The organism is Serratia sp. CY32780, assembly GCF_052169135.1.
Classification (GTDB): domain Bacteria; phylum Pseudomonadota; class Gammaproteobacteria; order Enterobacterales; family Enterobacteriaceae; genus Serratia; species Serratia sarumanii.
Genome location: NZ_JBJNLI010000001.1, coordinates 2,308,209 through 2,331,717, shown reverse-complemented (window position 1 = coordinate 2,331,717; position 23,509 = coordinate 2,308,209). Strand labels below are relative to the sequence as shown.

Below are 23,509 nucleotides of genomic sequence, written 5' to 3'. Positions count from 1 at the left end.
CTGAATCTGGAGTAATCGACAACATGCAGAACATTTCCCTGAAGACCGCGGCGGCGATCGCCCTGTTGAGCACAGCGATGTCGCAGCAGGCATCGGCGGCGATCGCGCTCGATCGCACCCGGGTGATCTTTGACGGCGGCCAGAGCTCGGTCAGCCTGAACCTCAGCAACCAGAACAAACAGCTGCCGTATCTGGCGCAGGGTTGGCTGGAGGACGAGCAGGGCAACAAGATTCAGAGCCCGCTGGTGGTGCTGCCGCCGGTGCAGCGCATCGAGCCGGGCAAACCGAGCCAGATAAAGATTCAGGCGCTGCCGGCGGCCAAACAGCTGCCGCAGGATCGCGAGAGCCTGTACTACTTCAATTTGCGCGAGATCCCGCCGAAGAGCGACAAACCGAACACGCTGCAGATCGCGCTGCAAACGCGCATCAAGCTGTTTTACCGGCCGACGGCGATCGTGCCGAGCCGCGCCGACATGGCGACGCCGTGGCAAGAGCAACTGACACTGACGCGGCAGGGAGACGGCTATCAGGTCAATAACCCGACCCCTTATTACATCACCATTGTCGATGCCGGGAGCAAAAAGCACGGCGAAGGCGCGCAGGGTTTCGAGCCCTTCATGATCGCGCCCAAGAGCAATGCGCGGCTGACCGTGAGCGCGGCGGCCCTGGGCGGCAGCCCGGTGCTGACCTATATCAACGACTACGGCGGCCGGCCGCAGCTCAGTTTCAGCTGCAGCGGCGGCAGTTGCAAAGTGGTGCCGGAAAAGAAACCGGCTTCATAACCCTCTGTTCAGGCCGTTATCGACGGGAGAGTGACTCAGGTGCAAAGGATGAAACGAAAACTGAAAAAGGACAGCCTGCCGCAGCGCTGCGAATGGCGCTATTACGCCGCGATGGGCGGCCTGGCGCTGATGTTGCCGCTGCTATTGCCGAAAGCCGTCGCGGCCGACAACTGGCAGGTGGAAGGCGCCAACGGCGTGTTGCAGGTGCGCGGCGCGCTGACGGAGAGTGCCTGTCGGTTGGAGATGACCAGCGCGCGGCAGGATATTTGGCTGGGGGAAACCGGCACCGCACGCTTGCGGCAGGCCGGCGATCGCGGGCTGCCGGTGGCGTTCGAGCTGCGTCTGCAAGATTGTCTGCGCGCCTCGACCAGCCAGCGCGATGCGCGCACCGGCGCACTGACCTGGGCGCCGAACCAACCGGCGGTGACGGTCAGCTTCGGCGCGCCGGCGGATATGGACAACCCACAGTTGGTGAAAGCGCAGGGCGTGTCTGGTCTGGGGCTGCGCCTGCTGGACGGCCGCGGCCGCGACGTTCGCCTGGGCAGCCGCGGTGAGCCGCTGATGCTGACGCCGGGGCAGAATACCTTGAGCTACACCGTCGCGCCGGAGCGAACCGCGGCGCCGTTGATGGCCGGCGCTTATCGGGCTGCGGTGGATTTTAGGCTGAGTTATGACTGAGGCGGCGAGATGGCGCAGATGATGAAACGAAGCCGAACGGCGCTCTGGCTGGCGGGGCTGTTGGCGCTGGTTCAACTGTCGGCTGAGGCGAACACCTTGGTGAACGTGCGGGTCACCGTGCTTTCCCCTCCCTGCGTTATCAACGGTGGGCAGCCTATCGAGGTGAATTTCGGCGATGAAGTGATGACCACCCGGATCGACGGCAGCAACTATCGGCGGCCGGTGAACTATACGCTGACGTGCAACGGGCAGAGCAGCAACGCTCTCAAATTGCAGGTTCAGGGGGCGGCGGCCGGTTTCGACGGTCAATTGTTGCGCACCAGCCAGGACGGGCTGGGCATCGCGCTGCTTCACGGGGGCGGCCGCTGGCCGATCAATCAGTGGTTGAGTTTTACCTATCCCGTCACGCCGACGCTTGAGGCGGTGCCGGTGAAATCGGCCACTGCCAAACTGACGGCGGGTGAATTCACCGCCGGCGCGACGATGAAAGTGGACTATCAGTAACGCAGGAGCTAGAGCATGAAACAGCGTTTAACGGCGAGCGTGCTGCTGTGCGCCGGCGTGGTGTGCCACTTCGCCTGGGCGGAAAAAACGGTCGATATGCAGTTCCGCGGTACGCTGATCGAGCCGCCGCCCTGCACCATCAACGATGATGGCGTGATCGATGTGGATTTCGGCGATCGCGTCGGTATCAATAAGGTCGACGGCGTGAATTACCGGCAAACCATCGGCTATCGCATTACCTGCGAGCCGGGGATCGGCAAGTGGGACATGATGTTGCGCCTGAACGGCACGGCAACGTCTTTCGATGAGGCGGCGGTGCAAACCAATCACCGTTATCTGGGCATTCGCATTTACCAAAATGCTGCGCCATTCAAAGTGGGCAGTTCGCTGCCCATCGATCCGCTCAAGCCGCCGGTGCTGGAAGCGGTGCCGGTCGGCAAGGCGGGGGAAACCTTGACGGAAGGGGCGTTCGACGCCACGGCGACCCTGCAGGCTGACTACCAGTGAAGGAGGGAACACGTATGAAAATGACGCCAAGACGCCGCTGGGCGACGGCGGGGCTGTTGCTGTTTTCACTGGGCGCGAGCGGCATGGTGCGAGCGGCGGACAATCTGTATATGCACGGCGCGCTGGTGGCGGAGCCCTGTGTCATTCAGCCGGGCGACGAAGATATCCAACTGGATTTCGGCACCGTGGTCGACAAATACCTGTACCTGAACCAGCGCACGTTGAGCCAACCGTTCGAGCTGCGGCTGTCCGAATGCGATCTGAGTCTGGGAAAAACGGTGTCGATCACCTTCAAGGGCGAGGAAAACCCGCAGTTGCCGGGGTTGTTGGCGCTGGCGGCGAGCAGCGAGGCCAGCGGGATCGCCATCGGCATGGAAACCGCGCAAGGGCGGCCATTGCCGCTCAACAGCGCCGGCGGCAAATACCCGTTGCAGAACGGCAGTACGGTGATCGCCGTGCAGGCTTATGTGCGGGGCGAACCGGAGGCGCTGGCGAAGAAGACCATCGGTCGCGGCGCGTTCAACGCCATTGCGACTTTCAACCTGGACTATCAATAAACGCCGAGCCGGCCCGGTATTCGGCAAAACAGAATAAGGACCTGACGCGATGCAGCGTGCTCACTTCAGATGGATGTCTCTACTGCTTGGCCTGGCGCCGGGGCTGTGCTCGGCACAAATCTATTCGTACGTCACCCAAAGCACCGGCTCTCCCTCCAACGCTAGCTATAAGTTCGTGCTTGAAAGCTGGGATATGGACGACCTGTCGCCCAATCCCTGCTATCAGCAGGCAAATTGCGCCATCGGCATTAACCACCGGCATACCAGCACCAACACCGGGGGCACATCTTCGGTGTCACCGTCTGCCTACGTTGTCGGCTCGACGCGTTATCCGCAAATTACTCAATTGGCGACGATGGGCGAGCTCAGCCGTTTTTATCAAAGCATCTATCCGTTGCCGATACAGGGGAGCACTTCGCACGTGGGGGAGTCGATCACTCAGGAGTGCGTCGGGTTGTTTTACAACACGCGCTCCGGTTCCGCGGTAACGGGGAGCAATGCGCGCCTGATGCCCAGCAGCGTCTGCGGCATCGCGCCGCCGCCGGTCGGGGTGTGCGGCATTGATGAGCAGCAGCTCGATTTGAACCATGGCGTGCTGCAGGACACTGAACTGGCGGGTAATACCGCGCGCGGCAGTCTGCGGGTGGTGTGTTCGCAGAAGATGAATATCGTCATGTATATCCGCACCGGCAGCAGCGGCCGTTTGGATCTGGGCAACAACTCGGGCGTCTACAGCACGCTGCGCATCAATGGCGTGTTGGGCAATCAGGGGTATCCGTTCACTGCCGACACGAGCGGCATCACGTTGCCGGTCACTTCAACGCTCGGCGTGACCGGAACGGTCAAAGCCGGTGATTACTCTGGGCAGTCGGTCGCCATTCTGGCGCTGCCGTAGCCGCTTGGTCGCGCTTAAGGCCGCGTATCACCGCAAGGCCGTCATCGGTCTTGTTAGCGCTGATAAGCGGAAAGGATGACGTGCATCTGGGTGCGAAAAGGGAGATTTCATGGAGAAGGTACCGATGGGAAATAGTCTGTCCCTGGCGTTCATCGATAACGACCGCTTTTTTATTGAAGGGCTGCAGCGGGTGCTGCTGTCTTATTTTGCCCGCAGGGCGATTCCGGTTCGATTGCTGGATCCCGCCGCGGCGGCGCAGGCGGATATGGTGTTCCAGTCCGTGGAAAGGGATTGGCAGGCGCGATTCTGCCTGCGTGCCGCGGAGGGCGGTAAACAGATTAATTTTTCTCTGCGTGCGCCGGATGACACCCGTTGGCGCGACAAGCCGCGCTGCATCAGCGAATCGGGTGTGATCTTTCGCAACGATACGATCGGCCTCGTGCTGAGCCGGGTGGAACAGGCGCTGGCGTTGCAGACGTCTGATAGCGAAGCGCGCCGCTGTTATTGGTGCGAGCGGCAGCGCATTACCCGCCGCGAACAGGATGTGATGCGCTATCTGGCCTGGGAAATGCCGCCGACGGCGATAGCGCGTTATTTGGCGTTGAGCGTGAAGACCGTCAGTAACCACAAACAGGCAGCGATGAGAAAACTGGGGTTCAAGCGCAACGTCGATTTATACCACTGGCTGCGGCAAGGGGGCCTGAAAACCGTAGAGCGGTCGCGAGGAGAGGGGTGCGGTTCAGGTGCGCGGCTTGGCGCCGGAACCGCTGCGGCGTCAATACAGCAGCGTCATCGCGCTGAAGAACAGTAGCGTCAACACGATGATGATGACGTTTTGTGTGGCTTTGCGCACCAGTTTGCTGGCGCTCAGCCGGCTGTCGATGATGTAGAGCAGCGGCACCATCAACAGCACGTAGGCGAACATCAGCATGGCGGTAAAGGGCTGCAGGTTCATTCATGCTCCTCTTGTGCGTCATCATGGCCGACCAGGTGCACCAGCACGGCCTCCGTCTGATGGGGCAAACCAATAAAATGCGCAGTGGCGGGGGAGTTCGCCGCGAGCGGCAGAGCGGCGCGCCGCGTCTTCACCGCCGCTTGCAGAATTTTCTTTCGATGCTTCCGAGTATGGTCGACCATGCGCCTCCGAATAAAGCCGCCCGCAGGCGGCCGATCGTTGTATTGCCCATTAAGCTAGAGAAGGATTTCGGGCCGCTGCCGGGGCCACGCACTCATAATATTGCGAATGATAACCATTATCAATATTGAGAGTAAAAAATTAAGGGTATTACGAGGGGCAGTCGGCGGGGCGGGAAAAGAAAAAGCACGCCTTGCGGCGTGCTTTGCGCGGTATTAACTGCAGCGGTTACTTCTGGTCGGGCAGGGCGTAAGCGACCAGATAGTCACCCAGCTTGGTGCCGAAGGAACCGTGGCCGCCGGCGAAGATCAGCACGTACTGCTTGCCGTTGACCTCATAGGTCATCGGCGTCGCCTGGCCGCCGGCCGGCAAGCGTGCTTCCCACAGTTTTTCACCGTTGGTCACGCTGAAGGCGCGCAGGTAGTTGTCTGCGGTGGCGCCGATGAAGAACACGTTACCGGCGGTGGTCACCGGGCCGCCCAGCATCGGCATGCCCATTTTGAACGGCAGTGGCAGCGGTGAGCTGTCGCGCACGGTGCCGATGCGTTTTTTCCACACGATGTCGTTGGTTTTCAGATCCACGGCGGAAATGTAACCCCAGGCCGGCTGTTTGCACGGCAGACCAAACGGTGACAGGAACGGGTTCAGGGTCACGCCGAACGGTACGCCATACTGCGGCTGCACGCCGGACTCGGTGCCGCTGCCGCCCTTGTCGCCTTCCGGCGGCTCAATCGGGTTGCCTGGGCCGCGTGGGATCAGCTTGGACACGAACGGCAGCGCGATCGGGTTGGCGATGGCGATTTCGCGATCGGTATCGACGGCCAGGCCGCCCCACTCGAACATGCCGAGGTTACCCGGGAACACCAGCGTGCCCTGCTCGGACGGCGGGGTGAAGGTGCCTTCGTAACGCAGGCTGTGGAACATCACGCGGCAGACCAGCTGGTCATAGATGGTCGCGCCCCACATGTCCGCACCGGTCAGTTTCTTCTCAGGACGGAAGGTCAGCTCGGAGAACGGCTGGGTCGGCGACAGGCGGTCGCCTTTGGCCGGGCCCTGCGGTACCGGTTTCTCCGGCGCCGGCACCACCAACTCGCCGTTGGTGCGGTTCAGCACGAAGATGTTGCCGGTTTTGGTCGGCACGTAGATGACCGGCACTTTTTTACCGCTCTTGTCGGTAATGTCCGCCAGGGTCGGCTGCGCCGGCACGTCCATATCCCACAGGTCGTGGTGTACCGTCTGATAGAACCAGGCCAGCTTGCCGGTTGAGGCGTTCAGCGCCAGCAGGCCGCTGGCGTAGCGCTCCATTTCCGGGGTGCGATCGCCGCCCCAGATGTCCGGCGTGGAAACGCCCATCGGCAGATAGACGATATCCAGCTTGGCGTCATAGGCGGCCGGCGCCCAGGAGTTCGGCGAGTTCGGCACGAAGTGATGCTCGTCCGCCGGGATGGCGTTCGGATCTTTCGCGCCCGGATCGAAGGCCCACAGCAGCTTGCCGCTGTTGACGTCGAAGCCGCGAATGACGCCGGAAGGCTCGCGGTTGGAGTAGTTGTCGGTCACGGCGCCGGCGATGACGATCACTTTATCGGTGATCACCGGCGGCGAAGTCGGCTCGTAGTGGCCCGGCGTCGCATACGGCATGTTGCTCTGCAGGTTCAACTCGCCGTTGTTGGCGAAGTCCGGGCACGGTTTGCCGGTGTCGGCGTCCAGCGCGAACAGGCGGCCGTCGTTGACCGGCAGAATGATGCGGCGCGCGCACATCGCCGGTGCGGCATCGCCGGCGGCGCCCGCGGCTGCAGCGGTTTCGTGGTAAGACACGCCGCGGCAGGTGATGTGCTGGAAGGTCGGGTTGTACTTCAGCTGCGGATCAAATTTCCACTTTTCTTTACCGGTGGCGGCATCCAGCGCGAACAGCTTCTGGTGCGGCGTACACATGTAAAGGGTATCGCGGATCTTGATCGGCGTGACTTCGTTGGTGATCTCACCCGGATCGTTGGCGGTCTTCAGATCGCCGGTCTGGAAACGCCAAATCTCTTGCAGCTGGCCAACGTTTTTGTCGTTGATCTGGCTCAGCGGCGAGTAACGGGTGCCTTCCTGGGTGCGGCCATAGGCCGGCCAGTCGGCGCCGTTGGCGTCTTTCGGCTGCACCTGCGCGGCGTCGAGAGTGCCGTTGATCTCTTGCGGATCGTTGAATACGGCATAGGCCAGCGCGATGACGGTGATTGCCAGCGCCGCGCTCAGCGCACCGTAGGCGAACTTGCCGTTGGCGACCAGCTTACGATAGATAAACGGCAGCACCAGCCACAGGCCGAAGAAGAAGGTGACGTCCAGACGCGGCGTCAGCGCCCAGAAGTCCGGGCCGACTTCCCACAGGGCCCAAATAGTGGTGCCCAGCAGGAACACCGCGTACAGCAGCAGCGCGGTGGCGCGGCGGCGGAACAGCAGCCAGGAGGTCGCCAGCAGCACCAGCCCGGCGATGATGTAATACAGCGAACCGCCCAACTTGGCCAGCCAAATGCCGCCGCCGAGCAGATAAAGCCCGCTCAGCGCGGCAAATAGCGCCGTTATGACGATAAGCGGCGATAGTGACGCTTTATTTTGCATAGCAATACCCTTACCAAAAATGAAAGTCCCCGATTTAGAGATTAAGCCAAATCGGAAAAAACACGCGGTTTCTCCCTAATATTTCAGCGGGAAGCCGCTAGGGTGACGTAAAACCCATCCCGTTTTTTAACCTTAAGGTGCTTTGCCTTATTCAAAGCGGTAAGACAAGGTGGCGCCGCCACCCCAGTTGCGACCCGGCGCCGGCTCGAAATAGCGGCCGTTGCCTTCGTTGACGATCACCGAACCGACGTAACGGCGATCGAACACATTGTCTACCCGGCTGAAGACGTCCAGCGCCCAGCGGTTCCAGGTAAAGCGATAACCGGCGTTTACGCCGGCCACGGTGTAAGAGGGCGCCTGCGCGCTGTTGGCGTCGTTAGCCTGAATGTCGCTCATGTAGCGCAGCTCCGCGCCGGCGTGCCAGCCTTCCGGCGGCGCCCAGGCCAGCGAGGCGTAGCCCATATTGCGCGCGATGCCCGGCAGGCGATTGCCGGCGGGGGTACAGCCGGATTTACCGCACATATCGCTGCGGTAGGTGGCGTCCAGCAGCGTCCAGGCCATATTCAGGCGCCAGTCCAGCGCAAACTCCTGATCCAGCGCCAGCTCGAGGCCGCGCCGCCGGGTTTTACCGGCGTTGGCATAGCTGGTGCGCCCACCGCTGCTTTCCGCCACCACCAGTTCGTTGTCGGTCTCGGTCTGGAACAGGGCGGCGCTCACCAGGCCGTTGCCGAGGCGCAGCTTGCTGCCCAGCTCGACGGTGTCGCTGGTAGACGGCTGCAGGCCGATGTTGAGGCCCGCCTGGCCGTCGGGGCGGTATGAGAGCTCGTTGATGGTGGGGGTTTCAAAGCCGCGGCCGGCGGAGAGATAAAGGTTCCACGCCGGATTGATCTTGTAGTTGAGCGAGCCCATCGGTAGCCACTGGTGGTAGCGCTTGCTGCCGCTGTCGTCGCCGTTGCGCGGCGTGATGTAATAGTCGGTCGAGTCGAAGCTGACCGTGCTGTAGCGCAGGCCGGCATCCAGCGTCCAGTGCGGCGTCAGTTGCCAGGAGGTTTGCAGGTAAGGATCCAGGTTCCAGATGCGGTTCTTCTCGTTGCGCCGCTGGTCGCCTTTCTCGCCGTAGTCCACTGTGCCGTCTCGCAGAATAAAGTTTTCGAACCCCTGCCGGCGTTCGGTCATGGTTTCATAATCCAGACCGCCGATCAGTGTTACCGGTAACGATGCGAGAGTATCCTCATGCTTCCAGCGAGTGTCAATGCCCTGATATTTTCTTTCCAGCACGATCACCCCGCCGGCGTGGGTGGGGTTGAGCTGCGGCCCCATCGGGATCGATTGGTACTGCGTGGTGTGGCGCTCGCCGTGGTAGGCGGTCAGGGTCAGTTCGTCGCGTTCACTCATCTGACGCTGATAGCGCAAGCCGGCCTGGGTCTGGTCGAGCGATTTGCGGGTGTTGTATTGATCCGCGCGCGGCGCCTGGCGCGGGTTTTCCTTCCATTCCGCCTCGGTCAGGCCGCCCGGATCGCCGGCATCGATTGAGACGCTGTTGAACATCAGCGTCAGGGTGCTGACGTCGTCCAGCCGCACGCCGAGCTTGCCGTTGCCGAGGTTTTTCCGCGCGGCGCTGTGATCGCGGTAGCCCTGGGTAGTAAAGCGGGTGCCGGAGATGGCGTAGTTGACGTCGCCGGCCTGGGTGCCGTCGCCGGTGGCGCCGGTCGCTTTCACCCCGTAGCGCCAGGTGTTGTCACTGCCGAAATAGCCGCCGGCCTCCAGCGTCGGCGGCTGGGTGCCGGTAATGGTGTCAACATTGATGACCCCGCCCGAGGCGTTGCCGTACAGCGCGGAATAGGGGCCGCGCAGCACCTCGATGCGTTCGACGGAATTGATGTCGATATTGGAGGTTTGCCCTTGGCCGTCGGGCATGGTGGCGGGAATGCCGTCGACGTACATGCGCACCCCGCGCACGCCGAACATCGAGCGGCTACCGAACCCGCGTATCGACAGCTGCAGATCCTGCGCATAATTTTGCCGGTTTTGGATCTGCAGGCCCGGCACGCTGCCGAGGTTTTCCGACAGGTTAATCTGCGGCGCGGCGTTGCGCAGGTCTTCGCCGTCGATCACGCTGACGGAGACCGGCGACCCCAGCTCCGTCAATCCGGTGGGTTGCGCCATCACCACCAGGGTGTCGCTGTCTTTTTGCTCCGCCGCCAGGGCCGAGCCGATATAGATCGGCTGTAGCAATAACAGGGTTGCCGGGGTCAAGGCGGGACGTTTTTTATTCATCAGATAATTCTGCCAATAATGCTGAAAGAGTTGCCCGCAAGGGGGCGAAAATAGCCATTTTTGACTCCCTGTACCGGCATTCAAGGGGAAGGAAACTGCATCCTGCAAAGAGTATAGGATATTCCGATATCGTATGCTTTGGAATAGCGCAGCCGAAAGAGGCGTGTTTTCAATTAAGAAAATTCTCTATTCAATAGCGATGTGCTGGGCGTTTTTAAATCACCCTGGCTTATCTTAAACATAATCCTATTCGTTTTTTTAATTTGTTTATCTCATTTATTTTATTAATGAATGCAATGTGGTTAATTCATTAGTGGAAAATAAAAATCTATTTTATCTGATTGATTTTTATCATATTTATTTATTTGTATTTTTGTGGCTTTATTTTTTATAAAAATAAAATAATATTCCCTCTTATGTTTTTTAGGTTTTCAGTTAACAGCTCAATCGTATAACGCTTACGGTATTTATGTCATGCATAAATATCTATTTATATATTTACGGAATATATTAAAAGGGAATTGATTTATGGACGCGCTCATCGCTTCACCCTATACCCACACATTTTGGAATGAGTACATGCTCAATCCACACTCCTGCGAGTACAACCTGGTGCTGGATCAGACGATTGAGGGAGAATTGGACGTCGGCCGACTGCGCGCGGCGATCGACGGGGTTTGCCGTGACTATATTCTGTTTCACCACGTTCTGGATGACAGCGCCTCGCAATTACGCTGGGTAAGGTCGGCGAAAAAAATTGCGCTGGAAACGCTCGATGCCGATTGCGATGTCGGTAAGTTAATCAACACGCCGTTCGATCTCCGGGAAGGGCCGCTGTGCCGCTTCTACCTGATTGAGCTGGCTCCGCAGCGCTATAACCTGATCATTGTCGTTCATCACATCCTGATCGACGGCCTGTCCGGACAGGAGTTCTACAGCGCCGTTTCCGCCTATTACAATCGCGGCACGGCGGTGACGCCGCCGCAGGCGGATGAAACGGACATCAGCACATTGTACCGGCGCTATGAGGCGGATATCGCGGCGTTGAAACACGAGTTCGGTTCCGCGTCATTCTGGGGCGACATGCTGGCCGAATGCGCCCCGCGCGTGGCGTTGCCTTATCTCCCCGGCGCAGCGGCCGAAGCGCCCGGCGCCGGCGAAGTGCGCTTTGCGTTGCCGTTCGCTGAGTGGCAAGCGCTGAAATCCGGCGTCAGGTATGCCAATCCTTTCCTGATCTTCAAAACGCTGTGGGCGCTGCTGATCGCCCGACAATCTGCGCAGGAAACGGTGCATATCGGTTATCCCATCGCGCCGGAGGGCGGCGAGGCGCTGTTCTTCGGCGCACAGGTCAACACTGCGGTGTTTCCCTTGACCCTCGCCCCGGGAGCCACGTTCAATCAGCTGTACCGAGCGACGCTGGCCTACAGCAAAGCGCTCAAGGTGGCTGGCAAGCTGCGGCACAGCCAATTACCGGTTTATGACATGCTGAGCCTCAGTCCGGTGCGTCAGCTGAACGTCAACTTTACCCAGGCTTACCTGAAAGATGCGCCGCTGGCGCTCGAGGGGTGTCGCATTGGCGTCAATCACCGGTTCAATGTCGATCTGGCCGGTTCGGAACTGCTGCTGGAGTATCAGCCCACCGAGCAGGCCTTTGAGTTTCGCCTGCGCTACCGCCCCGATCTGTTCGACGCGACCCAGATGGCGGAGATGGCGGAGCAGTATCTCTGGCTATTGCAGCGCGCATTAACCGAACCGGATGCGCCGATTGCCGCTTGGCCGCAGCTGACGGCGCAACAGGTTTTGCGCTGCCGCGACGCCTGGGAGAGCGGGCCTGCAACGGCCGACGCGGAAGCGACGCTGCTCGACGGCCTGGCCCGCCAGGCGCGCCGTCACCCGGAACGCATCGCCGTGACCGACGCCAAAGGATCGCTCAGCTACCGCCAGCTGGCGCAGCGCAGCGATCGTCTGGCGCTGCGGCTGCGGGCGGAGTATCAACGGCTGCGCGGCGTGGCCATGCCGCCGGAGACGCTGATCCCGCTGTATCTGCAGCGCAGCGCGGAGGCGGTGGTGGCGATGCTGGCCATCATGAAGGCGGGCGGTGCCTATGTGCCGCTGGATCCCGCCGCGCCGGCGCAGCGGCTGGATTATATCCTGCAAGAGGTGAACAGCCCGATCGTCCTGACCGAAAGCGCGTTGCAGGCCGCGGCGCAGCGATTGGCGCCGGGCGATCTTTGCCTGTCGGCGGATGAACCGCTCGCCGACGCGGACGCCGCGAGCTTGCCGCGTGTGGACGCCCGGCAGTTGGCCTACGTGATTTACACCTCCGGCACCAGCGGGCGGCCAAAGGGCACGCTGTGCGAACACCGGGGTGCGGCCAACATGGTGCTTGGCCATACGCAGCGTTTGTTGCGCAATGAGCCGGATGCGCTCAACTGCCTGCAGTTCGCGTCGCTGGCCTTTGATGCGCACGTCTTTGAGGTGTTCATGGCCCTGGGCAACGGCCACCGGCTGTTCATCGCGAGCGAAGCGCAGCGACGAGATCCGGCGTTGTTGTGCGAACAGATGGCGGCCTGGTGCATCGAGGCCTGCTTCCTGCCGCCGGCGCTGCTTGGCGCCTTCCCTGAATTGCCGGCTTCGGTGCGCTATCTCGCGACCGGCGGCGAGGCGAGCGCGCAGGAAGCGCTCGACCATTACCTGGCCCGCGGCATGCAGGTCGCCAACATGTATGGCCCGACCGAAGCTTCGGTCAGCGCCAGCCTGAATATTTATCGCCGCAACGGCGCACGCAATATCGGCCACGCCATCGCCAACATGCGTTGCTATGTGGTTGACGAGAACGATAACTTGCTGCCGCTGGGGGCGGAAGGCGAGCTGTGCCTGGCCGGCGTCGGTCTGGCGCGCGGATACCTGAACCTGCCGACGTTGACGGAGGCCGCGTTCACCGCCAATCCTTTTGAACTGCGTGAGCCGTACCGGCGCCTGTACCGCACCGGCGACAGAGTGCGGCGCTTGGCCGACGGCAGTCTGGAGTACCTCGGACGGCACGATCAGCAAATCAAGATCAACGGCTATCGCATCGAATTGGGCGAGATAGAAATGCAGCTGCGCGCGCTGCCTGAGGTGGCCGAGGCGGTGGTGAGCCTGCGTCCCGGCACGGCGGATCAGCTGGCGGCCTGGTATGTGCCGCAACCTGGCGCGGAGCCGGAGGCCGGCGACATCTTGCAACGGCTGGCGGCGCAGCTGCCGCACTACATGTTGCCCTCGGCGATGCGGGCGCTGGCGGCGCTGCCGCTGACGGTGAGCCGCAAGGTCGATTACCGGGCATTGCCAGAACCTTTGCCGATCGAGCCGCAAACGGCGTTTCGCCGGCCGTGTTCGCCGCTGGAGATTCGCCTGTCGGCACTGTTCAATCGGCTGCTGGGGGGCGATGTCGGCGTGGATGACAACTTCTTCCGCCTCGGCGGCAACTCCATGATGGCGATCCGGCTGTGCCACGAAGTGAATAAACTGCCGGGGGCGAAGATCTCGGTGCTAACGTTGAATCAGCACCCGACGGTGGCCGCGCTGAGCGAGCACATCGCTGCCCAGCGTCAGGCGCCGCCGGACGAGCTGCCGATCCTCTCCGGCGGGCTGCGGGAGGCGCCGCTGTCGCTTCAGCAGTCGCGGCTGTGGTTTGTTCAGCAACTGTCGGTGAACGCCACGCATTATCTGTCGCCGGTGCTGCTACGGCTGTCGCCGGATATCGATGACGAACGTTTTGCGGAGTGCCTGCAGGCGATCGTCGAGCGCCACCAGATCTTGCGCAGCCTAATTCGCCAGAATGATCGGGGCGAAGCCAGCCAGTGGGTCAGCGACACCGCGTTGCCGGTGCCTGTGCTAACGCTGAGCGCCGATGAATTTGACGCCGCGCTGACGCAAGCCTGCAGCCAGCCGATGGATTTGACGAGCGAGCTGCCGCTGCGCGCCACGCGCTACCGTTACCGCGATGCGGCGGAGCGGGAAACGACCGTTTGCCTGTTGGTGTTCCATCACATCGTCTTTGACGGCTGGTCGCTTGAGGTGCTGCTGCAGGAATTGGACGCGCGCTATCGGGGAACGTGGCGTGAGGCGACAGAGCCTGCGTTGCAATACCTCGACTATGCGTGCTGGCAACAAGCGCCGGAAAATGTGCAGCGCCGGGCGGAAGAATTGGCCTTTTGGCGGCAAGCGCTGGCGGGCTGCCAGCAACTCTCGGTGCCGTTGGACTTTTTGCGGCCGGCGGTCTTCGACGAGCGCGGAGACAACAGCGAAGTGCCGTTGCCGGCGGCGCTGGTGAAGGCGCTGGATGCGCTGGCGCGCAGAGAGGGGGTGACGCTGCATGCGGTGATGCTGGCGGGGTTCATGTTGCTATTGTCCCGCTACAGCGGCCAGAACGATGTCATGGTCGGCACGCCGTTGGCCAACCGCAGCCGCCCTGAACTGGAGAATCTGATCGGGTTCTTCGTCAATACGCTGCCTTTGCGCCGGCAGATCGACCCGCGCCATCGCGTCGTCGAGTTTGTGCGGCAGGTCGCGGCCACGACGCTGCAGGCGCAGCAGCATCAGACGCTGTCGCTGGAAGCGCTGGTGGACGACCTGGCGCTGCCGCGCGATTTTTCGCGCCATCCGCTGTTCCAGGTCATGTTCGCGTTGGAGAGCGAAGGAGGCGCACTGGCGCGCCCGGACTGGCTGTCGGTGGTCGACCTGAGCGCTTATGAACGCACCGCCAAGTTTGATCTCACGCTCACGCTAACGCCGCAGGGGGAGCAGATGCGCGCGCGCTTCAACTTCGCTTCGGCGCTGTTCAGCAAAGCGTCGATGGATCGGTTGGCCGGCTACTATCTCGCCGTGTTGCAGCAGATGGTGCACCACGACGACTGGCCGCTGGAAAATATCCGTCTGCAACCGCAGAGCCAGGCGCTGCCGGCGTCGCCCGCCTTCGGCTATGCGTTTGAACGCAGCCTGCAACAGGACTTCGTGCAGCATGCGCGGCGCAATCCGCAGGCCGTGGCGGTTGTCGACGAGCAGGGCGAAATGACTTACGGTGAGCTGCACGCGGCGGCGCTGACGCTTGCCACTCAGCTGCGCGTGCAAGGGCGGATGACCGGTGACGCCATCGCCGTCATCGCCGACAAGGGGCGCCGGCAGCCGGTAGCCCTGCTGGCGGCGCTGATGTGCGGCAAGGCGTTTTTGCCGATGGAGGCGGCATGGCCGCCGCAGCGGCGGCTGAACGTGATGGCGCAGGCCGGCATCAATACGCTGCTCAGCGATGCGCCCTGGGCCTGCGCCGAGATCAATCTGATCGAACTGAATGCCGCAGGGCTGGCGGCGCAGCTGCCGCTGCCGGAACAGCGCCTGCCGGCGCTGGATGCCGGGCCCGACAGCCTGGCCTATATCATTTTCACCTCGGGATCGACCGGTACCCCGAAAGGCGTGGCGATCGAACATCGCAGCGCGGTGAATATGCTGGAAGGCGTGCGGCGGTATTTCGGCCTCAACGAGCGGGATCGCAGCCTGGCCCTCAGCGCGTTGAGCTTCGATCTGGCGATCTTCGACATTTTCAGCCCGTTGAGCGCCGGCGGCGCGGTCGTGATGCCAGCCGAGCGGGATCGGACCAATCCGCAGGCCTGGTATCAGCTGATGATGACCCATCGGGTGACGCAATGGCTGAGCGCACCGGCGCTGATGGAGCTGTTGCTGGATTATGTGAACGGGGCGGGGTTGACGGCTGGGCCGGCACCGGCGCTGCGGGCGGTGATGGTGGGGGGCGACTGGATCGCCACCTCGCTGCCGGAACGCTGCCTGGCCTGGGCGCCGCACGGCCGTTTTTGCAGCGCCGGCGGCGCTACGGAGGCGGCGATCTTCACCATGCTGTACGAAGTGCCGCGCGGTCAGAAAATTCGGTCGGTCAGCATTCCTTACGGCAAACCGTTGCCGCACCAGCGTTGCTATATCCTGGATGCCGGGCGGCGGCCCGCCGCGCCGGGTGTCCGAGGCGAAATCTATCTGGCGGGGGAAGGCCTGGCGCGCGGGTATTACGGCGATCCGCAACGCACCGCCGAGAGTTTCTTCTGGCATGACGAGCTGCAGGAGCGGGTGTATCGCACCGGTGATGCGGGCCGATGGCTGGAGGATGGCAACGTGGAGTTTATGGGGCGCCTAGATCAGCAGATCAAACTGAACGGCTATCGCATCGAACTGGGGGAGATAGAACATGCCGCGCTCGCCTATCCGGGCGTGACCGCCTGTTGCTGCGTGCTCGTCACGCAACCGCAGCCCTGCCTGGCCGCGTATTACGTTGCCGATGAGGCGATCGCCCCTCAGGCGCTAGCTCAGCATTTGAGCCGCCAACTGCCTCCTTACATGGTGCCGCAGGCGCTGATGCAGTTGGCGCAGCTGCCGCTGACCGAAAACGGCAAGATAGCGCGACAGGCGTTGCCGCAGCCGGAAAGGGCGGCGCGTGAGTTTGTCGCGGCGCAGAGCGAATGGGAGAACGCTTGTCTGGCGGTGTGGCGCGATCTGCTGCAGCGGCAGGATATCGGCGTGGAGGACAATTTCTTCTCGCTGGGGGGCAACTCTCTTCTGGCTATCCAGGCCTGCTATCAGATCGGCCGGCGGCTGGCGCGCGAGGTCACGCTGAGCGAGCTGGGGCGCTTCCCGACGATCCGCTCGCTGTGCCGCGCGTTGCCGCAACAGGAGCAGGGCGCCGCGCCGGTGTCGATCCCGCCGCTGCGGCAGCGCGAGTATCCGCTCTCTTCTTCACAGCTGCAGCTGTGGTTTATCGAGAATTTGAACGGCGGCGGCAATCTCTACCACGTGCCGATGCTGTTCCGTCTCGGCGACGGGGTGTGCCTGGCGGCTTACGAGCGCAGTTTGCAGGCGGTGGTCGCCCGGCATCAGGTATTGCACAGCCTGATTGTCCAGATGCCATCCCAAAGCGCCGTCGCCCGCGCCTGTGAACTGACGCTTTCGCTGGAGCGCGTGACGCTGGCGGCGGCGCACTGGCCGGACAGGCTGCGGCAGGATATCGACCGGCCGTTCGCGCTGGGGGCGGAATTGCCGATCCGGGCAGCCGTTTACCGGGTGGCGCAGCCGGATGGCGGGTGGGTGACTTACAGCCTGATTCTGGTGCATCACCTGGCGTTTGACGGCTGGTCGCAGCCGGTGCTGTTGCAGGAGCTGGACGTGCTGTATCAGGCGCAGCGGCAAGGGCAAGAGGCCGGGCTGGCGGCGTTGCCGTTGCACTATGGCGACTATGCCGTCTGGCAGCGGCGCTGGCTGGAATCCGCTCAGGCGGATGAGGCGAAGGCATATTGGCGACAAGCGCTGGATGGATGGCAGACGCTGGAAATGCCGCTCGATTTCGTGCGGCCGGCCCGCTTCGATCATCGCGGCGCCAACCACGTCATCGCGCTGCCGGAGGCCCTGACGATGCAGGCGACGCAGTTCGCCCGGCGCCAAGGCGTCACGCCGTTTGCGCTGTATCTCGCGGCCTTTAACCTGCTGCTCGGTTACTTCAGCGGCCAGCAAGATATTCTGGTCGGCACGCCGGTCGCCAACCGGCCGGTGGCGGAGACCCGCTCGGCGATCGGGTTCTTCGTCAACACGCTGCCGCTGCGTTCGCAGATCGACGATGCGGCGTCGCTGAACGACTATGTAAACCGGGTCTTTGACGGCGTGCTGCAGGCGCAACGGCATCAGAATTTGCCGTTGGATCAGCTGATCGAGCTGCTGCAGGTGCCGCGCGATCTGTCGCGCCATCCGCTGTTCCAGGCGCTGTTCGCGCTGGAGGAAGTGGGGGATGCGCCGGCCTGGCTGGCGCCGCAGGATCTGCTGGCGCACTACCAGGCGGCCAAATTCGATTTGACGCTGAGCATACAGCCGGCGCCGCAGGGCGGCAGGGCGATCTTCAACTATGCCACCGCATTGTTCTCACCGGCCACGCTGGCGCTGTTGGGCGAGTATTATCTGACCATCCTCACGCAGATCGTCAATCACGGGGAGCAGCGCGTCAGCCAGTTGGCGCTGGTCTCGGAGAGTGAAATGGCGCGGCAACGCGCCTTCCATCAATCCTGTCCGTCGGCCTACGATTTTGAGCGTGCCATCCATCATGATTTCATCCGTCAGACCGAGCGCCATCCGCAACGGCTGGCGATCGTCGATGAATGGGGCGAACTGAGCTACGGTGAGCTGTATCGGCGCGCGCTGACGCTGTCGCTGCAGCTGCGTCAGCACGCGGACATGCGCGCCGATACCATCGCGGTGATGGTGGACAAAGGGCGGGCGCAAATCATTGCGGTGCTGGCGATTCTGATGGCCGGCAAGGCTTATTTGCCGCTGGACGGCGCCTGGCCGGAACGCCGCCGCCTGGATATCGTCGCGCAGTCGCAGACCCGAATTATCCTCAGCAGCCGGGAGTGGGCGACCAGCGGCGAGGCCAGGCTGTTGACCATCGATCCGCAGGGGGCCGTCACGGCGTTACCGCCGGCGGCGCCGGGAGAGCCTGTCTTGCCGGCGCCTTCCGCGCTGGCCTATGTCATTTTCACCTCCGGCTCTACCGGCGCGCCGAAAGGGGTGGCGATAGAACATCGCGGCGCGGTGAACAGCATCATCGATACCTTGCGCCAGCTGGAACTCGGCGCGGACGATCGCGGGTTGGCGCTCAGCGCGCTGAGTTTCGACATTTCGGTGTTCGATATTTTCGGCCTGCTGTCGGTGGGCGGCGCTATCGTGATGCCGTCCGAAACCGAACGCTATCAGCCTGAGGCCTGGCATCGGCTGTTGATGACTCAGGGCGTGACCTTCTGGAACTCTGCGCCTTCGGTGATGACGCTGTTGGTAGAGCAGTTGGAATCCGCCGCGTCGCAGGCGCAGTGGCCGCAGCTGCGCAACGTGGTGCTGGTGGGCGAGGTGATCTCCCGCCAACTGCCGGCGCGCATTCGTCAATGGCGGCCGGGGTGCCGAGTCGTCAGCGCCGGGGGCGCGACCGAGAGCTCCATTTGGTCGATCCTGTACGACATCCCGGAGACGCCGATCCTGGCGCCCAGCGTGCCTTACGGTCAGGCGATGGCCCATCAGCGTTTTTACGTGCTGGATCGTCATCTGCGCGTGCTGCCGCCCTGCTTGCCGGGGGAGCAATACATCGGTGGGATCGGCGTGGCGCGCGGTTATTACCGCAATCCGTCGCTGACCGAAGAGAAATTCATCTACCATCCGGAGCTGGGGGAGCGGCTTTATCGCACTGGCGACGCCGGCCGCTATTTGCCGGACGGCAACCTGGAGTTCCTCGGCCGTATGGATTTTCAGGTGAAAATCAACGGCTACCGCGTTGAACTGGGCGAGGTCGAGCAATGTGCGCTGGCGTTCGGCGCGATCAAATCCTGTTGCGCCGTCGTGCTGTCGGAGGCGCATCGGCAGCGCCTGGCGCTGTATTACGTCAGCGAGGCGCCGCTGGATGAATCGGCGCTGTTGGCCTTTATGAGCGGGCAATTGCCGTTGTACATGCTGCCTGCGGCGCTGATGCGGCTGGAAGCGTTGCCGCACAACTCCAGCGGCAAGCTGGATCGCAAGGCGTTGCCTGCGCCTGCGGCGAGCGAACCGCAGGTTTATGTCGCTCCCGCGAACGAGCTGGAACAGCAGCTGTGTGCACTGTGGCAGGCGGCGCTGCAGTGCGGACAGGTCGGCATGACGGACGATTTCTTCCTGCTGGGCGGCACCTCGATCAAGGCCATTTCCCTGTGTGTCGGCATGGGCGAATTGATGGCCGCGCCGGTGCCGGTGGTGCAGCTGTTGCAAAGTCGCACGCTGAAAAACCTGTTGGCCGCCAACGAACGCCGCCTGGTCTTGCCGCTTAACCGCTGGGCAGAGGGCGCGCCCGTCGTATGGATGATCCATCCGGCGCTGGTAGGGGCGGAGGCATTCCACGCTTTCGCCCAGCCGCTGCAGGGGCGATTCAACTGCTATGGCGTCGATAACCATAACCTTTACCATCAACCCGCCATCGACTCGCTCGGCGATCTGGCCGAACGGTATCTGAACGAGATGATCGCCGCCGGTCTGCTGCAAGGCGCCGGGCCGGTGCGCATTCTCGGTTGGTCGCTGGGGGGCATTATCGCGTTGGAGATTGCCGCCCGCCTGGAGGCGCGTGGCTGCCGTAACGTGCAACTGTATCTGCTGGACAGCTTCTACCGGCAGGCTACGGCGGAGTTGCCCTTGGATCAGCTGCTGCCGGCGTTGGGCATCGAGGGCGAGGCGGCTACACGCGCCATGGCCGCGGGGCAGGCGGAACGGCGGCTGTCTGAGGGGAGTCTGAGCCGCAGGCTGCAGACCACCAAGGTGACGCTGTTTAAGGCGACGGAGAGGAACCCGCAGTTGCCGGAGGCGGTCACGGCGCCGCTGCTGGCGGTGGCGGATAATGGGCTAGGCGCGGTCTGTGAGCGGCTGAGGGTCATCCCGCTGGCTTGTCATCACCATAACATCCTGCTGTGTGAGGAGGCGATCGGCCAAGCGCTCAACGATGACGTTTGATTCATGAGCCTGGCTCATAAGCCCAAGCGTATTTCGCCCCATAGTCATGGTGCCAACCGTGTTTTACAGTCATCACACCGGAGCGGCGCCGCGTCAGGCGGCGCCGGTATCAATCAGCGGGAGAGTGAAGATGCAAACACGCAAATTGGGGCGCGAAGGGCTGGAAGTCTCGGCGTTGGGGTTGGGCTGCATGGGGCTGAGTTTTGGCTATGGCCCGGCCACCGACAAACGACAGGCGATCGAGCTGATCCGTGCCGCGGTCGACGAAGGCGTGACGTTCTTCGATACCGCCGAGATTTATGGTCCTTTCACGAACGAGGAATTGTTGGGCGAAGCGCTGGCGCCGGTGCGCGATCGGGTTGTTATCGCCACCAAGTTTGGTTTCGATCTGTCGCAGCCGGCGGGGCAACAGGTGTTGAACAGCCGTCCGGAGCATATTCGCCGGGCGGTGGACGGTTCGCTGAAGCGCCTGCGGGTAGAGGCCATCGATCTGCTGTATCAACATCGCGTCGATCCCGAGGTGCCTATCGAGGAGGTGGCCGGGGCAGTGCAGCAACTGATTCGCGAAGGGAAAGTGAAGTACTTCGGCCTGTCGGAAGCCGGAGCGCAAACCATTCGGCGTGCCCACGCAGTGCAGCCGGTCACGGCGCTGCAAAGCGAATATTCGCTGTGGTGGCGTGAGCCGGAGCGTGAAATCTTGCCGACGCTGGCGGAACTGGGCATCGGTCTGGTGCCGTTCAGCCCGCTCGGCAAGGGCTTTCTCACCGGCGCCATCACCGAGGACACCACCTTCGACAGCGGCGATTTTCGCAACCAGGTGCCACGTTTCAGCGCCGAGGCGCGCCGAGCCAACCAGGCGCTGGTGGATGTGCTGGGGCAGATAGCGCAGCGCAAGGGCGCGACGCCAGCGCAGATCGCTCTGGCCTGGCTGCTGGCGCAGCAGCCGTGGATCGTGCCGATCCCGGGAACCACCAAGCGCCATCGTCTGCAAGAAAACCTCGCGGCGGCGGCGGTCGCGTTGGCGGCGGACGAGCTGGGCGAGATTGAGCGCGCGCTTTCCGCTATCGACGTGATCGGCGATCGCTACCCGGCGCATCTGCAGAAAAACGTCGGGCGTTAAGCCCCGCGCCGCAGCGCCTCAATCAGCAGCGCAAAGGCGGTGGTGTGCTGCCTGCGGCTCGGATAATAGAGGTAATAGCCGGGAAACGGCGGGCACCAGTCGTCCAGCGCCATCTGCAGCCGGCCGTCGGCCAGCGGCTCGGCGACGGTATCTTCCGGCACAAAGGCGATGCCGAGGCCGAGCTGCGCGGCGTCGATCCGCTGGCGCAGGCTGTTGAAGGTCAGTTGCCCCTCCACCCGCACTTTGATCTCCCGGCCATCGCGGGCAAATTCCCAGGCGTACAGCCCGCCGAGGGTGGGCAGGCGCATGTTGATGCAGCGATGGTTTTGCAGCGCTTGCGGCGTGGCGGGGCGGCCGTAACGGGCGAAATAGGCGGGGGAGGCGACGGGCACCATGCGCATGTCCGGCCCGACGCGCACCGCCACCATATCCTTCGCCACCTGTTCCCCCAGCCGAATGCCGGCGTCGAATCGCCCGGCGACGATGTCGGTCAGGCTGTTGTCGACGGTGATTTCCACGTTGATATCCGGGTAATCGACGAGAAAAGTGCGCAACACCGGCCACAGCACCGCATCCACCGCGTGTTCGCCGGCGGTGATGCGGATGTTGCCGGCGGGCCGATCGCGCATTTCACCCAGCGCGTTCAGCTCGCTTTCAATCTCCGCAAAGCGCGGGCCGATGCTGTTGAGCAGCCGTTCACCGGCCTCGGTGGGGGCGACGCTGCGGGTGGTGCGGGTGAGCAAGCGCAGCGCCAGGCGTTCTTCCAGCCCGCGAATAGCGTGGCTGAGCGCCGATTGGGAAACCCCAAGCTGCGCCGCCGCTTTGGTGAAGCTGCGCTCCCTGGCCACCATCAGGAAAGCGATCAGATCGTTAAAGTTTTCTTTCAACATATCGGCACCGAAGAGGAAGGTGAGCGCACTGTCGCGCAGATTTATGAATTTAGCTCATAGCTCCTTGCGCATTTTACCCGCTAGTCGCCGGAAAAGCATGGCGCTATCTTGGCATCACTCACTCATGACGATCAGCGCCGGCGGTGAGAGCCGGCGCGGAGGACACGACAGATGAAAATACAACGCAGCGGTTCGATCCCATCACAGCGCGGTTCGGCGGATTATTTTACCGGGCAGGTACGCATTGACGCGCCGTTCGCCGGTGACGCGCCGGCCAGGGTGGGCGGCGCGACCGTCACCTTCGAACCCGGCGCCCGCACGGCCTGGCATACGCATCCGCTCGGCCAGACGCTGATCGTCACCCAGGGGCGCGGGTGGATCCAAATGTGGGGCGAGACCACGCAGGACATGCACCCCGGCGATATCGTCTGGATCCCGGCAGGCGTCAAACACTGGCACGGTGCGACGCCGGACACCGCCATGAGCCATATCGCCATCGCCGAAGCGGTGGACGGCAGCCCGGTGACCTGGCTGGAGCCGGTCAGCGAGGCGGAGTACCGCCAATAAGGCCGCTCAGGCCTCGTGGCTCTGCTCGCAAAACCGCAGGCGGTTGCCGAACGGATCGGTGAGATTCAGCTCCTTGCCCCAGTCGACAACCTCCACTCCCGGCCGGGCATAGCGGTAGTTTTTGGCCGTGAGCTCCCGGTGCAGCGCGTCGATATCGTGCACCGGGATGAAAAGGGCGGCGCCGGGCGTGCTGTCGCCATGGTGTTCGCTCAGGTGCAGCGTCAATCCGGCGCGGGTCACCTGCATGTACAGCGGCAGATCCTCTCTGAAACGATGCTCCCACGCCAGCGTGAAACCGAGAAAGTCCAGATAAAACTCTTTGGCCTTGTCGACCGCAAAAATGCGCAGGATCGGAATGGCGGGGGAGAAGGTGGTCATCGTTGATCTCACTGTTACGGAGGCAGTGCCTTTTAACCGCTGAAAAGAGGCCTAAAGGTAGCAAAGACTCTCC

Annotated in this window: 16 protein-coding genes; 10 read left to right on the top strand and 6 right to left on the bottom strand. The window is 62.6% G+C overall.

The window, feature by feature from the left end:
- Positions 1-23: 23 nt before the first annotated feature.
- The 7 genes from ACJ8HH_RS11315 (at position 24) to ACJ8HH_RS11285 (ending at position 4,734) form a co-directional block, all read left to right on the top strand.
- Positions 24-782 (top strand): fimbria/pilus periplasmic chaperone, encoded by a 759-nt coding sequence (locus ACJ8HH_RS11315; protein ID WP_033635126.1) that lies wholly within the window; start codon positions 24-26, stop codon positions 780-782.
- Between the two features lie 48 nt (positions 783-830).
- Positions 831-1,460: a fimbrial protein gene (locus tag ACJ8HH_RS11310; RefSeq protein ID WP_194243208.1), complete on the top strand. Its 630-nt coding sequence runs from the start codon at positions 831-833 to the stop codon at positions 1,458-1,460.
- A 21-nt stretch (positions 1,461-1,481) separates the two neighbouring features.
- Entirely contained in the window at positions 1,482-1,964 is a 483-nt protein-coding gene (locus ACJ8HH_RS11305) for a fimbrial protein (RefSeq protein WP_033638535.1), read from the top strand.
- Between the two features lie 15 nt (positions 1,965-1,979).
- Positions 1,980-2,471, top strand: a complete 492-nt coding sequence (locus tag ACJ8HH_RS11300) for a fimbrial protein (protein WP_050438937.1) — start codon at positions 1,980-1,982, stop codon at positions 2,469-2,471.
- 14 nt (positions 2,472-2,485) lie between these two features.
- Positions 2,486-3,028 (top strand): fimbrial protein, encoded by a 543-nt coding sequence (locus tag ACJ8HH_RS11295; protein ID WP_371317395.1) that lies wholly within the window; start codon positions 2,486-2,488, stop codon positions 3,026-3,028.
- Positions 3,029-3,101: 73 nt separating this feature from the next.
- A complete protein-coding gene (locus ACJ8HH_RS11290; protein ID WP_223181969.1) occupies positions 3,102-3,923 on the top strand; it encodes an MrpH family fimbial adhesin in 822 nt (273 codons plus the stop codon).
- A gap of 109 nt (positions 3,924-4,032) precedes the next feature.
- Positions 4,033-4,734 carry a helix-turn-helix transcriptional regulator gene (locus ACJ8HH_RS11285; RefSeq protein ID WP_079656596.1) on the top strand — a complete coding sequence of 234 codons (702 nt, stop codon included), beginning with the start codon at positions 4,033-4,035 and terminating at the stop codon, positions 4,732-4,734.
- Here the strand turns inward: ACJ8HH_RS11285 and ACJ8HH_RS11280 are convergent.
- The 4 genes from ACJ8HH_RS11280 to pqqU form a co-directional block, all read right to left on the bottom strand.
- On the bottom strand, positions 4,699-4,878 hold the full coding sequence (locus ACJ8HH_RS11280) for a hypothetical protein (protein ID WP_033635123.1): 180 nt from the start codon (positions 4,876-4,878) through the stop codon (positions 4,699-4,701). The two genes, ACJ8HH_RS11285 and ACJ8HH_RS11280, sit on opposite strands and share 36 nt — an antisense overlap.
- A complete protein-coding gene (locus tag ACJ8HH_RS11275) occupies positions 4,875-5,060 on the bottom strand; it encodes a hypothetical protein (protein ID WP_033638531.1) in 186 nt (61 codons plus the stop codon). Before ACJ8HH_RS11275 ends, ACJ8HH_RS11280 begins: the two co-directional genes overlap by 4 nt.
- Before the next feature lie 226 nt (positions 5,061-5,286).
- A complete protein-coding gene (locus ACJ8HH_RS11270; protein WP_060451670.1) occupies positions 5,287-7,659 on the bottom strand; it encodes a glucose/quinate/shikimate family membrane-bound PQQ-dependent dehydrogenase in 2,373 nt (790 codons plus the stop codon).
- A 147-nt stretch (positions 7,660-7,806) separates the two neighbouring features.
- Complete coding sequence (gene pqqU / locus ACJ8HH_RS11265; protein WP_039565344.1) at positions 7,807-9,936, bottom strand: TonB-dependent receptor PqqU; 2,130 nt, start codon at positions 9,934-9,936, stop codon at positions 7,807-7,809.
- 528 nt (positions 9,937-10,464) lie between these two features.
- Here pqqU and ACJ8HH_RS11260 point away from each other — a divergent pair.
- Together ACJ8HH_RS11260 and ACJ8HH_RS11255 are read left to right on the top strand one after the other, a co-directional pair.
- Complete coding sequence (locus tag ACJ8HH_RS11260) at positions 10,465-20,481, top strand: non-ribosomal peptide synthetase (RefSeq protein ID WP_060451669.1); 10,017 nt, start codon at positions 10,465-10,467, stop codon at positions 20,479-20,481.
- 130 nt (positions 20,482-20,611) lie between these two features.
- Complete coding sequence (locus ACJ8HH_RS11255; protein ID WP_033647877.1) at positions 20,612-21,601, top strand: aldo/keto reductase; 990 nt, start codon at positions 20,612-20,614, stop codon at positions 21,599-21,601.
- Here the strand turns inward: ACJ8HH_RS11255 and ACJ8HH_RS11250 are convergent.
- Positions 21,598-22,491: a LysR family transcriptional regulator gene (locus ACJ8HH_RS11250; RefSeq protein WP_033647876.1), complete on the bottom strand. Its 894-nt coding sequence runs from the start codon at positions 22,489-22,491 to the stop codon at positions 21,598-21,600. The genes ACJ8HH_RS11255 and ACJ8HH_RS11250 overlap by 4 nt on opposite strands.
- 171 nt (positions 22,492-22,662) lie before the next feature.
- Here ACJ8HH_RS11250 and ACJ8HH_RS11245 point away from each other — a divergent pair, with 171 nt between their 5' ends.
- Complete coding sequence (locus ACJ8HH_RS11245; RefSeq protein WP_060427841.1) at positions 22,663-23,058, top strand: (R)-mandelonitrile lyase; 396 nt, start codon at positions 22,663-22,665, stop codon at positions 23,056-23,058.
- Positions 23,059-23,064: 6 nt separating this feature from the next.
- On the opposite strand, the gene ACJ8HH_RS11240 is transcribed toward ACJ8HH_RS11245, so the two are convergent.
- Complete coding sequence (locus ACJ8HH_RS11240; protein ID WP_060425962.1) at positions 23,065-23,436, bottom strand: glyoxalase superfamily protein; 372 nt, start codon at positions 23,434-23,436, stop codon at positions 23,065-23,067.
- Between the last annotated feature and the right edge of the window lie 73 nt (positions 23,437-23,509).

Bases quoted from the DNA above. Each gene is read 5' to 3' on its own strand.
- ACJ8HH_RS11300 (WP_050438937.1), top strand. From the start codon at position 1,980: ATGAAACAGCGTTTAACGGCGAGCGTGCTGCTGTGCGCCGGCGTGGTG.
- ACJ8HH_RS11305 (WP_033638535.1), top strand. From the start codon at position 1,482: ATGAAACGAAGCCGAACGGCGCTCTGGCTGGCGGGGCTGTTGGCGCTG.
- ACJ8HH_RS11255 (WP_033647877.1), top strand. From the start codon at position 20,612: ATGCAAACACGCAAATTGGGGCGCGAAGGGCTGGAAGTCTCGGCGTTG.
- ACJ8HH_RS11245 (WP_060427841.1), top strand. From the start codon at position 22,663: ATGAAAATACAACGCAGCGGTTCGATCCCATCACAGCGCGGTTCGGCG.
- ACJ8HH_RS11240 (WP_060425962.1), bottom strand. From the start codon at position 23,436: ATGACCACCTTCTCCCCCGCCATTCCGATCCTGCGCATTTTTGCGGTC.
- ACJ8HH_RS11285 (WP_079656596.1), top strand. From the start codon at position 4,033: ATGGAGAAGGTACCGATGGGAAATAGTCTGTCCCTGGCGTTCATCGAT.
- ACJ8HH_RS11295 (WP_371317395.1), top strand. From the start codon at position 2,486: ATGAAAATGACGCCAAGACGCCGCTGGGCGACGGCGGGGCTGTTGCTG.
- pqqU (WP_039565344.1), bottom strand. From the start codon at position 9,936: ATGAATAAAAAACGTCCCGCCTTGACCCCGGCAACCCTGTTATTGCTA.
- ACJ8HH_RS11275 (WP_033638531.1), bottom strand. From the start codon at position 5,060: ATGGTCGACCATACTCGGAAGCATCGAAAGAAAATTCTGCAAGCGGCG.
- ACJ8HH_RS11290 (WP_223181969.1), top strand. From the start codon at position 3,102: ATGTCTCTACTGCTTGGCCTGGCGCCGGGGCTGTGCTCGGCACAAATC.
- ACJ8HH_RS11270 (WP_060451670.1), bottom strand. From the start codon at position 7,659: ATGCAAAATAAAGCGTCACTATCGCCGCTTATCGTCATAACGGCGCTA.
- ACJ8HH_RS11315 (WP_033635126.1), top strand. From the start codon at position 24: ATGCAGAACATTTCCCTGAAGACCGCGGCGGCGATCGCCCTGTTGAGC.
- ACJ8HH_RS11250 (WP_033647876.1), bottom strand. From the start codon at position 22,491: ATGTTGAAAGAAAACTTTAACGATCTGATCGCTTTCCTGATGGTGGCC.
- ACJ8HH_RS11260 (WP_060451669.1), top strand. From the start codon at position 10,465: ATGGACGCGCTCATCGCTTCACCCTATACCCACACATTTTGGAATGAG.
- ACJ8HH_RS11310 (WP_194243208.1), top strand. From the start codon at position 831: ATGAAACGAAAACTGAAAAAGGACAGCCTGCCGCAGCGCTGCGAATGG.
- ACJ8HH_RS11280 (WP_033635123.1), bottom strand. From the start codon at position 4,878: ATGAACCTGCAGCCCTTTACCGCCATGCTGATGTTCGCCTACGTGCTG.